Genomic DNA, 11165 nt, shown 5'->3' on the forward strand with positions numbered 1-11165 from the left:
GCCCTATGTGACGGGCGCGGACGCGTTGATGCTCGGCGGCACTTCGGCGACTGCCGCTACTTCATTGTCGGCATGACGAACTCGGCGCCAGCCCGAATGCCGGTCGGCCAGCGCGAAGTGATCGTCTTCAGGCGCGTGTAGAAGCGCACGCCCTCCGGCCCGTGCATGTGATGATCGCCGAAGAGCGATGCTTTCCAGCCGCCGAATGAGTGGAAGGCCATCGGAACGGGGATCGGCACATTGATGCCGACCATCCCGATCTGGATCTCCTGCGCGAACTCGCGCGCCGCATCGCCATCTCGCGTGAAGATCGCGGTGCCGTTGCCGAATTCGTGCTCGTTGATCCACTTGGCGGCGGTGGCATAGCTGTCGGCGCGCACGACAGAGAGGACGGGTCCGAAGATCTCCTCCTTGTAGATCTTCATGTCGGTCGTCACGCGATCGAAGAGCGTACCGCCAATGAAATAGCCGTCCTCATAGCCCTGCAGCTTCAGTTGGCGCCCATCGACGACCAGCTTGGCGCCTTCTGCCTCGCCGGCATCGACGTAGGCGCGCACCTTCTCCAGGTGCTGCTTCGTGACGAGCGGCCCCATCTCCGCCTCGGGGTCCGTGCCGGGCCCCACTTTCAGCGCGCGCACTTTCGGCTCGAGCCTGGCGATCAGCGCGTCGGCCGTCTTCTCGCCGACCGACACCGCCACGGATACGGCCATGCAGCGCTCGCCCGCCGAGCCGTAGGCCGCGCCCATGATCGCATCGACGGCCTGATCGAGATCCGCATCCGGCATCACGATCAAATGGTTCTTCGCACCGCCGAGCGCCTGGCAACGCTTGCCGGTCTTCGCGGCGGTCTCATAGATGTACCTGGCAATGGGCGTCGATCCGACAAAGCTGATCGCCTGGATGTCGGGGTCGTTGAGGAGCGCATCGACCGCCTCCTTGTCGCCCTGCACGACATTGAACACGCCGTCGGGAAGCCCCGCCTCCTTGAGCCACTTGGCGAGCAGCAGCGAGGCCGAAGGATCGCGCTCCGATGGCTTCAGGATGAAGCAGTTGCCGCACGCGAGCGCGACCGGAAACATCCACATGGGCACCATGGCCGGGAAGTTGAACGGCGTGATGCCGGCGACGACGCCCAGGGGCTGCCTCAGCGCGTGGCTGTCGACGCCCGTGCCAACATTCTCGGTGATCTCGCCCTTGAGGAGCTGCGGCGCGCCAACGGCGAACTCCACCACCTCCATGCCGCGCTGAATCTCGCCCTTCGCGTCGGACAGCACTTTGCCGTGCTCGGCCGTGATCACGGCGGCGAGCTCGTCGGTCCGCTGCTCCAGGATGCGCAGGAAGGCATTCAGAATGCGGGCCCGGCGCAGCGGCGTGGTCCGCATCCACATGGGCGCCGCCGCCACGGCTGTCTCGACGGCCGTGCGGACGTCGCTGCGCGATGCGAGCGCGACGCGCCCGGACTGTGCGCCCGTCGCCGGGTTGAAGACCGGCGCGAAGCGATCGCTCGTTCCCGTGAACTCGGCGCCACCGACGAAATGACTGATGACCTTGGGCATCCCGATACCTCCAGCTTGCTGTCGGCCCTCGTCGGAGCGATCAGCGGCATTGACGTCTCCGGTGCCCAGATTGATTGTTGAATGGCGCACATCAATCCTCTTGTTTCGGCAATCGTTGTGCGGAAATTAGAGCCATGGACTGGGATCACCTCCGCATCTTCCTTGCCGTTGCCCGCCAGGGGCAGCTCCTTGCCGCCGCGCGCCGGCTCGGGGTGAACCACTCGACTGTGGCTCGCCGGCTCGACGCGCTCGAGCTCGCCCTGGGCACGCCGCTCTTCGACCGCAGGCCATCGGGCTGCGTTCCGACACCGGCCGGAGACCGCTTGCTCCCTGTGGCGGAGAAGATCGAGTTCGAGCTCCTGGGTGTCGCCGAGGCCATCCACCGCGAAGAGGACGAGGTGTCCGGTACCGTGCGGATCGGGGCGCCCGACGGCCTCGGCAATTATTTTCTCGCGACCGAGCTTGGCGAGCTGACGCACCGACATCCCAATCTCATCGTCGAGCTCGTGCCGCTCCCGCGCACGTTCTCTCTCTCCAGGCGGGAAGCGGATCTCGCCATCGTCCTGGATCGGCCGGTCGAGGGGCGGTTGGTCGTGGTGCGTCTGGTCGACTACACCTTGAGCATCTATGCGGCGCGCAGCTATCTCGCGCGCCACGGCACGCCTGCAACGGCCGAGGCCGTCCGAGATCACACCGTGGTCACCGGCGTAGAGGATCTCGCCTATGCCTCTGCGCTCGACTACTCAGCAATTCTCGAAAGGCACGCTGTTCGGATTTTCCGGTGCGCGAGCGTTGTCGGCCAGATCGAGGCCGTCAGAGCAGGCATCGGCATAGGCGTGCTCCACGACTTCGCCGCCCGATCGTTCGACGACATGGTGCGCGTGCTCCCCGAGATCAGCTTCCGGCGCAGCTACTTCCTGCTCTCGCATCCGGATGCCAGTACGGTCCGGCGCATCTCGGTGCTGCACGATTTCGTCGTTCGCCGCTTCAAGGAGCAGCGCCTGCGGTTTCTGCCGCAGAGCTGAACCCTCGGCAGCCACTCGCTTCCGCGCAGAAAAATGTGGGGCAGTTTGCAGGAGCGCGCCGATGAGGGAGGAAAGCTCTCTCGACGAGAGCCATTCGCTAGCGCTCTTCTTTTGGTGGAGCCGAGGGCCACCGGATCGACTTCCATGCGCGTCCACAGGCGTCCACTTTTTTGTTGCGATGCCGAAACTTAACCGTGCTGCGCCGAAATCGTCTTATCTTTCAAAGGGCCGTCAGCGACGCGCTCACTTAGGCATTTCTTTAGGCACAGAAATGGACGCACGGGCTGTGTGAGGGTGTTGGATTTCTGGGGGTAGCTGGGGCGAAACCCTATCGGCAGATATGGTTCTTGAGCAAAATCTATGAATGCGAACCGATTCGGGTACTTGGCTTCCTAGTGGTAGGGGAGTCGCGGACAACATAGTTGCAAGCGCGATTACGACACTCGCTTTGAGCGCGCTTGGGGGCGCTATCACTTGGTGGGCTGATCTCGGACTGACACGGCTAGGCAACTTGTTGGTGTTCGCCGGCCTCATGCTCACATTAGGCGTGGTGTGGGTTCTGGCAGCGTGGGGTTGGCGCATCCTTTATCCAGCTCCCAAGAAAGATGAGACGGCACAAAAGTTGGCACGTGCCGCTGTTGAAGCTTTCTCGCCTTTCGTTACGGGAGGGAAGCCCCGAACGGTTGGTCCTCCGGGCACACCGCCTTCACCAAGGCCGGTTCTACGAGAGTGGACGGCTTACGAGAGAGAAGAGCGCTCGAAGCAGCTCGGCGAAGTGCTCAAATTTCTCGATAACAACGTTGCGCCCGTATTGACCGAAGCTCACCGCCTCGCGGAAGCCCACAGCCTGCCATGGCGGAACCGTATGCGCGCGCCGTCCTACGTCAAAGACCTCTTGGCCAATCGAGATGCTGCCCGCGAAATCACTAAGACACTCCAGCAGATGGCTGCATCCTATTACAGCGACATTGCAACGATCTTTGACGAACACAACTTCGCACGCCTTGTGAATGCCGAAGAAAATTTCCATAGGTCGCTGATTAACGCTCTCCAACTTCCTCCCGATACTAAGACCGAGATACTCCTCGATCTCCTAGGGCCGCGCGTGGCGAACTTTACGACATCAGTTGATGAACTTAGGCGGTGGCACGGCACCGCTAGGCGCGATTTGATCACGCTACGAGAGTCTGGCCACTAAAACAGCGCGGCCTGCTCGCTGCGCGACACAGGCGCAGTTTCCGCAACGAATAGGCTTGTCTGCATCTGCGCTGACTCAATGCGCTCGCACGCGATGCCGATAAACTTGCGGCCCAACTGCAATGCTGCCACTCCCGTTGACCCTGATCCCATGAAAGGGTCTAGGATCGTATCGGCGTCACCGAGTTGTTGAATTGTCCACGCCTTTGCTGTGCGCCCGGTTGGTGGACCTCTCAGGAAAAAGATCGAACCAAATCTTTGACGAACTTGCCAGTTGGGAGGAGGCCCTGAGGGGCTCCTCACTGGCAAACCCGACGCCGCCAGAATCATGAAAAAGGCCTCCGTGTAAGAAGTGGGAAAAAGTCGAAGCCTCATCGTCTCTCCGATGGACGCGCCGGCACGTGGAAGTTGCTCTCGAGTGCCATCGCCACAACAATGATCGCAGCGGTGTGTTTCAACATGTCAATCTCCCTGCATGTTGTGATGCAGCCTGCTTGGTCCGAAGGTGGGCTGACGCGTAATCCAGAGAGGCGCGGGGACGCCGACGTGCGCGCTCGCGGAGGCGGCAGGGCTTGCCTCGACACCGGACCTGCTGCCCGAAAAGACGAAGGCAACCGCCAACACCATCGTGAGCGACATCGAAGCAATGGCCGTGCGGCGCCAAAGAATGCTGCGCCGATGAATGGCCTGGGCTTGTTGCCGCCAAGTCAACGCACGTGCTGATGCACTCGGCAGCATGACCGAGGACGCCGACCGCGGTGGCACGCGCCGCCCGCCGGGTTGGCGCAGCGGCATTGCGAACCAGGCTGCCGCACACACCTGCAGTGCGAGGGGAATGGCCATGGCGACGCGGTGCGCCTCGGCGGGATAGGCGCCCTCGACTTGCGGCCATTGCGCGATGACAAAACCAGTTCCCGACTGCAAGAGAAACGCTGCACTGACGTGGAGCAGGTTGAGGGCCCCGTTGGCGCGGCCGGACATAGACTTCGGGAAATATGCGCCCATCAGGGCATAGGTGAGCACGGTCGCCGCCCCGGCAGCGGCAATGATCGTCCACGGCACAAGGGTCGGAATGGGCCATCGCAGGACAAGGGCCGTCTGCGCAAGCATGGAAAGGCCGAACGTTGCGAGCAAAAGGCTCTCAGTCCTGACGCCGGCACGACGAAGCCAGTCGGCGGCGGCGCCGAGGAGCAGCGCACCGGCGCAGAGGGCGGCGGCCATCACCCCGAGGTGGTGCACGATCGCGGTGCGCTCCAAGCCTTCGACATCATGCAGCCAAGGCGCGGCCCACAAGCCCTGCAGCGACCAGGACGCAGCGACACCAAGCGCGGCGAGTGGGGCAACGCGCCAGAAGCGCGGATCGCGATAGACGACGCTGTAGCCGGCGATGTTGCGTTGCGCAGTCGTGGCCACTGTCTGCTCCGGCACGGCGAGCAGCACCAGCAACGCTGTGAGGGCCGAGAGACCAGCGAGGGCCATGAAGAGGCCGCGCCATCCGATTGCCTGAACCGCCAGCTCGGCAGGCCCTGTCGCGGCGAGCGCGCCGAGAGCGCCGAGCGTGACCAGCCAGCCAGTGACGAAAGCAAGGCGCTCAGGCGGGAACCACATGACGATCGCCTTGATGCCGGCCATGAGCGCCACGGCAACGCCGATACCGATCATGGCGCGGCCGGCCACAAGCCCGGCGAAGCTGCTCGATGACGCGAAGACGAGAGCTCCGACGGCGGCGACCAGCATCAAGACGCTCTGCACGAAACCTGGTCCTAGGCGGTCAAGCAGCGCACCGAGCGGCAATTGGACGGCGCCGAACACGAGGAAATACACGGCCGTGAGCATCCCGAGGTCAGCAGCGCTGATGCCGAGCTCGGTCATCAGATCCGCAGCGATGACGGCATTGATGGAGCGGAACAGGTACGACAGGAAATAGCCTGCCGCGAACGGCAACAGCACGCAGGCGATAAGACGGGCACGCGACATGAATCAGACGCTCCGGACGAGTTGCTGGGTAACGGCGCGGATCAGGTCTCGTCCTTGCGTTCCCGGCGCCACACGAGGCGCGCGACGCCATCCTCGGTCGCCTCGAGCAACGCACCCCAAATCGGCTGCGGGAGCGTTGGGTCATCGAGCTTGACGAGAAGGTAGGAGTCCTCGGTGCCCTGTTTCGTCCGTCGCCATGCTGCCCCGATCTCAGTGGTGCCGGTCAGGATGCGGAAGTCGGGGCCGCTCGTCCCGTCCTTGCGATCGTTGGCAACGAGGCGGATTTTCGCGCTGATCGTCAACGTGCGTAGCGTGCCGGCGTAACCATCCTTGACGGCGGAGAAGGTGCCAATAACGGCCATTGTGCTTCACTCCGTGAATTGCTTTTGGAGTCCATTCAGGGGTTGCTCGTGACGGAGAACCGTCGTGACGTCAGGGGCTGATGCTAAGCCTTCCGCGATCGATTGGAGCGCAACGATAGTCTGCTGCGGCAGGGGCATTGAGCGCCGTGTCGACTGATGGATCAGCACTACAGTCGAATGTGCGCGAGCGACGCAGCGATCCTGCAAGAAAAGGCCTTGAGCAATAGCGAGCGAAGAGCGGCCGATGCGATCGAGCCGTGTGCCGATCTCGACGATTCCGGGCCAGTACATCTCCCCAAGAAACTCAAGCTCCAGGCGTACCAGGACGAACTGAGCCTCGGCGGGTATCGGAAGCCGGCCTCGATCGTACAGCAGCTCCATACGGGCGTTCTGACAGCACACCGCGAACACGGCATTGGAGATGTGCCCGTTGCGATCGGTGTCGGCAAAGCGCAGCTTCTCGTGCGTTCGGATCGGATAGTCGACCAGATCGATATGGGACGATAGTGCCCTTACGGGCTGTATCGGCCAGCGTAAGTAAGATCGGATCATCGTCGGTAAGCTCACAGTAGCTCTCCCAGGTTGGTGGTCACGGTGTTGGCGCGGGTCGATAGGGCCGGAGCACGATGTCTCTGTGCACGATCACGCGCAGCGGCCAGCCGGGTCGGACGGTGATGGTCGGCTGCACGTTGAGTTGGCGCTCGACAAGGCGCTGGCCGGCGCGGTTGGTGGTCGATTGCGTTGACGACTGCAACGCGCGCACGAGATCACTGTCGGAGGAGTTGAATGCGAGCTCGCTGCCGAGGCCCAACACGGTCGCCAGTGCCACGCCCTTCAGAAGCTTCCAAGTATGGAGGTCGACCTCGTCTGCGAGACCGGCGTAGCCGCCCGTGTCGGTCGCGGGGAGATTGTCGATCACGATCGACGATCCGTCGGGCAGGATGATACGCTGCCAGACGACGAGCGCACGCTCCTGGCCGAAGGCGACGATATTGTCGTACTTGCCGGCGAGGCGCGCGCCCTGCGGGATCAAGAGATGCCGGCCGGAGACGCTGTCGTAGACGTTCTCGGTGATGTGGGCGATCACGAAGCCGGGCAAATCGGAGTTGAGACCGGTGACCAGGCTGGCGGCGATGATGGTGCCCGCCATCAGCTGATACGGCGAGGCCGGCGTCTGCAGCGCGTGCGGATTGTAGATCTGGGTCTCGGGCTTGCTGTTCAGGAACGAGAGCTTGCGCGTCTGATCGCTCGTGTCGCCGCCCAACAGATCCGTGTCCCCGGAAAGGGCGCGTGCTTTCTCGGCAGCGCGGAGAGTCGTCAATGTCGCGAGGTCGCTTGTGGGCGATGGACGCGACACCGACTCCACGGCTTTCACTGCGCTCGGCGTCTCCTGCAGCGGTGACTTGAGTGCGAGGCGGAAGAACACCTGGCTCTCTCGTGCCTGCCCGGCCATACGAGCCAGGCGTTGTTTGTCGATGCGCTCGATTTCATCCACGTCGTCGCCAGCGGGCGCCTTGAGCTGGGGGACACCTGACGGCAAGGGCTGCGCGTCGGCTTTCTTCTCCAACCGCACCCCGTCATAGCTCGACGGTAGCTTACCGAGCCCGTCGGTGATCGGCTTGTGCTCGACGTTGAACAGCTCTTGGCGGTCGGCACCCCGGAAGGTCGGCGGCTTGAGCGCAACAAGGACAATACCGGAGATCAGCATCAGAGCGACGGCGGCACCACCAATCAGCACCTTGCGATTGATGCGCGTGACCGGCTGCGGCCGGGCACGCAATTCCAGCGCCTCAGGTTCGACCTTTGGCTTATCCGCTCCGCCTTGATCCCCATCCGTCATGACCGGGTCTCCCGCCACACGGCATCGGTGCGGACGATGCGCACGATGCGCTGCGGCGTCGTGCCGAGCCGGAGCTCGGCGGCGGCGAACAGGCGATCGACGATGTAGGTCGTCCCGCGCACGCGGTAGTTGACGAGGGCCGGCTTGCCGTCGGAGCCGATGACGAACAGCGGCGGTGCCTCGCTCTGGGCGAGCCCGGACGGAAACTGGATGTAGACCTTGGCACCATCGTCGAACACGCGCACGGGCTTCCATGGCGCGTCGCCTTCGATGCGATAGCGGAAGCGCAACTGCTCGATATTGATGCCGGTGTCGGCAACAGCTGCGGCCTCCGCCTCGGTGCGCTGCCTCTTGAGCGAGACAAGCTCGGCGGCGGGATAGGTCCACGACACCGAGGCCATGTACGTCTTCTCGCTCGAGCGCATCTCGAGGTGATAGGTGCGCCGATCGGTGGTGATGACGAGGTTGGTCTCGAGGTCGGCGCCGATCGGCTTGACGAGAATGTGGACCTGGGCCTCCTTGCCCTCGCCGCTCGACGTGTCGCCGACCACCCACCGCACAGTGTCGCCGGCCGACACGGACACCAGCTTCTCGCCGGCCTCGAGCGCGATGTCGGTGACCTGGTTGACGGCGGCATAGAGCTGGTACAGCGCGCCCTTGGTGTAGGGATACACCTGGATGGCATTGATGTAACCGTCCTTCACCGGCTCCATGCGCGCCGCTGCATTGGCGCCGGTCACGCGCTCGGTCGGTGGCCGAGCATCCTTCTTCTTTTCAGCCTCCTTGCCGACCGGCTTGAGCTGTCCGGGAAGAGGAAGCGGCGTCGGGACTTCGACATACCGCACGTCCCGCTTGGGCTCGGGCTCGCGTTTAGCCGGGGTGAAGGCCGCGCCGTCAAGGATCGGGATTTCAGGCACCCGGACCGGCAGGGTACAGGCGGTCAGAGTGGCGACCGATCCAACGACGACAAGGATAAGACAGGAGTGACGGCTCATTTGGCGCCTCCCGCCTGCACGTCCTGCGACCAGTTGAAGGTGTGCACGTAGATGCCGAGCGGATTCTTGCGCACCGCTTCCACTGTCTTGGGCGGCGTGATGATGATCGAGAACAATCCGGTGAGCCGCCGCGTATCCTTCGCGGCACCACCTTCGAATACGCGCTCTAGCCAGCGCGCCTGGAACGAGCTGTCCGAGGCACGCACCACGCTCGTCACCTCGACGGTGATGGTCTCGCGACCGACCTTGGCGAACGGGTCGTTGTCGCGGGCATACTCGTTGAGCGTCACGGCCGCTCGGTCGGTGACGAAGTCGTACGCCTTGAGCCAGTTCTGGCGCACGACAACGGGATCGATCGACAGCGACCGCACATTGTCGACGAACGCCGCTAGGTGAAAGGCGATCTGCGCGTCACTCGGCGTGTAGGATTCCTTGGCCGGGCCGACGGCGCGCGCACCGCCCCGCGGATCGACCTCGACAATGTAAGGCAGAGTCGAGCCGGAGCGCCCGAGCCACAACAATCCCGCGGCAAGAAGCAGCGATAGCGCCAGGCTGCCGATCGCCACTAGCCGCCAGTTGTGCGCTTGTGCGCGGGCGCTGCCGATGCGCTCGTCCCAGACCTGGGCCGCCTTCTGGTAGGGCGTCACCGGATCCGGTGTCTCGCCGTAGCGCAGGTTCGATCGCTTGAAGGACATTGTATATGTGCCTCCTCTCAGCTCTTCGGTTTGAGATCGGGAGCCCCGCCCGCGGCGGACTGATCGCCCGCACGTAATGCCTGAGCGGCCATCATTCCGGCCTGGGTCATGGTCTGCCGGCGCGCCAGGCTTTGCGCCCACGCCGGTGGTCCGGATGGCGATGACGAGGGCGGTCCTCCGTCGCTGGGCGCAGATGCACCGGTATCGCGATAGCCCTGAGCCGCACCCTGCCGGTAGGCATCGCGTACCGGCGCCGTCGCAGTCTGCCCCATGCGCGCCGCCGGCGCCGTGATGGTGGTACGCGCGATGCCCGACATGCCCGCCGTCTCGTACGCCGCGCCGACGCGGCCTGAGAGCGCGGCCGCAGCCTTGACACTTCCACCTGCAGCACGTCCGGCAAGGCGTGCAGCGCCGGTCGTCGCCATGGTGCCAGCAACGGCAGTACCACCGAGCCCGACGGCGGTGGCGACTGCGGCGCCAGCGCCGAGCTGCGGCGCACCGGAGATGAGCCCCGATGCCAATGCCGGCACGAAGATCGCGAGCCCGAATACCGCAATCGCCGCCAGTATGCAGGACGCGGCCTGCGTCAGCGTGATCTCGCCCGTCGGCCGGATCAGCTCTCCGAACAGCGTCGCGCCGATGCCGACGACGATGGCCAGCACCATCAGCTTGATGCCGGACGAGATCACATTGCCGAGTACACGCTCGGCAAGGAACGCCGTTGCCCCGAACAGCGCGAACGGCACCAGCACGAAGCCCGCCAGCACCGTCAGCTTGAACTCGATGATGGCGATGAAGAGCTGCACCGACAGCACGAAAAACGCCAGCAGCACGATCAGCCACGCCAGCATCAACACGGCGATGGTCACGAAGTTGGAGAAGAACGTTGTGAAGCCGATCAGCTCGCCGGCCTTCTCCAGCAACGGCTTCGACGCCGTGAAGCCGGTCGACGCCACGAACCCGGGCCGCATCAGATCGGCCGCGGTCAGCGAAGCACCGGACGCCTTGAGCCCGAGGCCTGCGAACGACTGGAAGATGATGTCGGCAAGCCCCCTGAAGTTGTTGAGCAACAGGGCGAAGAAGCCGACGTAGAGCACTTTCTTGATGAGCTGGGCCGGAACATTATCCTCGCCCATCAGCACCCAGAACAGGCCCGCGAGCGTGATGTCGATGGTCACCAGCACTGTGGTGAGGAACGCCACGTCGCCGGCGAGCAGGCCGAAGCCACTGTCGATATAGCGGGAGAAGGTCTCCGTGAAGCGGTCAATAATCGCAAGATCATCCATCGAAGTGCTCCGGGCAACGCTCCGCCGTCGGGCGAAAACACACTTCGCCATTGGCCGTGTCAGAGTTGGAAGGTCAGACGGCGGCTATTGTCGTCGCCGTCGGCCACGGTGGTGAGGAATTGCTCCGCAAACGGGACTGCTGCCCCGTGCCCCGCGTGAGGGGACACCCCTCACACTCCCCGTCTTTCTCAATCTCAGAAAGGAGCGGACTTGGGGGACACTTCCCCATCGT

The 11165-nt window shown here is 63.9% G+C and carries 10 protein-coding genes; 2 read left to right on the forward strand and 8 right to left on the reverse strand.

The annotated features are described in order from the left end of the window. Nucleotides 1–56: 56 nt before the first annotated feature. On the reverse strand, nucleotides 57–1556 hold the full coding sequence (locus CS1BSM3_RS08170) for a CoA-acylating methylmalonate-semialdehyde dehydrogenase (RefSeq protein WP_072386498.1): 1500 nt from the start codon (nucleotides 1554–1556) through the stop codon (nucleotides 57–59). Nucleotides 1557–1690: 134 nt separating this feature from the next. Here CS1BSM3_RS08170 and CS1BSM3_RS08175 point away from each other — a divergent pair, with 134 nt between their 5' ends. Continuing rightward, the gene (locus CS1BSM3_RS08175; RefSeq protein ID WP_072386499.1) at nucleotides 1691–2581 is read left to right on the forward strand and encodes a LysR family transcriptional regulator; all 891 of its coding nucleotides are present in this window, start codon (nucleotides 1691–1693) and stop codon (nucleotides 2579–2581) included. A 721-nt stretch (nucleotides 2582–3302) separates the two neighbouring features. Here the strand turns inward: CS1BSM3_RS08175 and CS1BSM3_RS08180 are convergent. The 3 genes from CS1BSM3_RS08180 to CS1BSM3_RS08195 form a co-directional block, all read right to left on the reverse strand. Then, on the reverse strand, nucleotides 3303–3611 hold the full coding sequence (locus tag CS1BSM3_RS08180; RefSeq protein ID WP_072386500.1) for a hypothetical protein: 309 nt from the start codon (nucleotides 3609–3611) through the stop codon (nucleotides 3303–3305). A gap of 629 nt (nucleotides 3612–4240) precedes the next feature. Continuing rightward, the gene (locus CS1BSM3_RS08190; RefSeq protein WP_072386501.1) at nucleotides 4241–5755 is read right to left on the reverse strand and encodes an MFS transporter; all 1515 of its coding nucleotides are present in this window, start codon (nucleotides 5753–5755) and stop codon (nucleotides 4241–4243) included. 41 nt (nucleotides 5756–5796) lie between these two features. Then, nucleotides 5797–6117, reverse strand: a complete 321-nt coding sequence (locus CS1BSM3_RS08195) for a DUF736 domain-containing protein (protein WP_072386502.1) — start codon at nucleotides 6115–6117, stop codon at nucleotides 5797–5799. A 156-nt stretch (nucleotides 6118–6273) separates the two neighbouring features. On the opposite strand from CS1BSM3_RS08195, the gene CS1BSM3_RS28545 reads away from it, so the two are divergent. Further along, complete coding sequence (locus CS1BSM3_RS28545) at nucleotides 6274–6624, forward strand: hypothetical protein (RefSeq protein WP_244540454.1); 351 nt, start codon at nucleotides 6274–6276, stop codon at nucleotides 6622–6624. Nucleotides 6625–6706: 82 nt separating this feature from the next. On the opposite strand, the gene CS1BSM3_RS08205 is transcribed toward CS1BSM3_RS28545, so the two are convergent. From CS1BSM3_RS08205 to trbL, 4 genes are read right to left on the reverse strand one after another with little or no spacing between them, the layout of a single operon-like run. Then, nucleotides 6707–7957 (reverse strand): TraB/TrbI/VirB10 family type IV secretion system protein, encoded by a 1251-nt coding sequence (locus tag CS1BSM3_RS08205; protein ID WP_072386504.1) that lies wholly within the window; start codon nucleotides 7955–7957, stop codon nucleotides 6707–6709. Continuing rightward, nucleotides 7954–8952, reverse strand: coding sequence for a P-type conjugative transfer protein TrbG (gene trbG / locus CS1BSM3_RS08210; protein WP_072386505.1), 999 nt, complete (start codon nucleotides 8950–8952; stop codon nucleotides 7954–7956). Before trbG ends, CS1BSM3_RS08205 begins: the two co-directional genes overlap by 4 nt. Next, the gene (trbF, locus tag CS1BSM3_RS08215; protein ID WP_072386506.1) at nucleotides 8949–9647 is read right to left on the reverse strand and encodes a conjugal transfer protein TrbF; all 699 of its coding nucleotides are present in this window, start codon (nucleotides 9645–9647) and stop codon (nucleotides 8949–8951) included. Before trbF ends, trbG begins: the two co-directional genes overlap by 4 nt. Nucleotides 9648–9664: 17 nt before the next feature. Further along, the gene (gene trbL / locus CS1BSM3_RS08220; protein ID WP_072386507.1) at nucleotides 9665–10933 is read right to left on the reverse strand and encodes a P-type conjugative transfer protein TrbL; all 1269 of its coding nucleotides are present in this window, start codon (nucleotides 10931–10933) and stop codon (nucleotides 9665–9667) included. Nucleotides 10934–11165 lie beyond the last annotated feature (232 nt).

This window comes from Hyphomicrobium sp. CS1BSMeth3 (genome assembly GCF_900117415.1).
Taxonomy (GTDB): domain Bacteria; phylum Pseudomonadota; class Alphaproteobacteria; order Rhizobiales; family Hyphomicrobiaceae.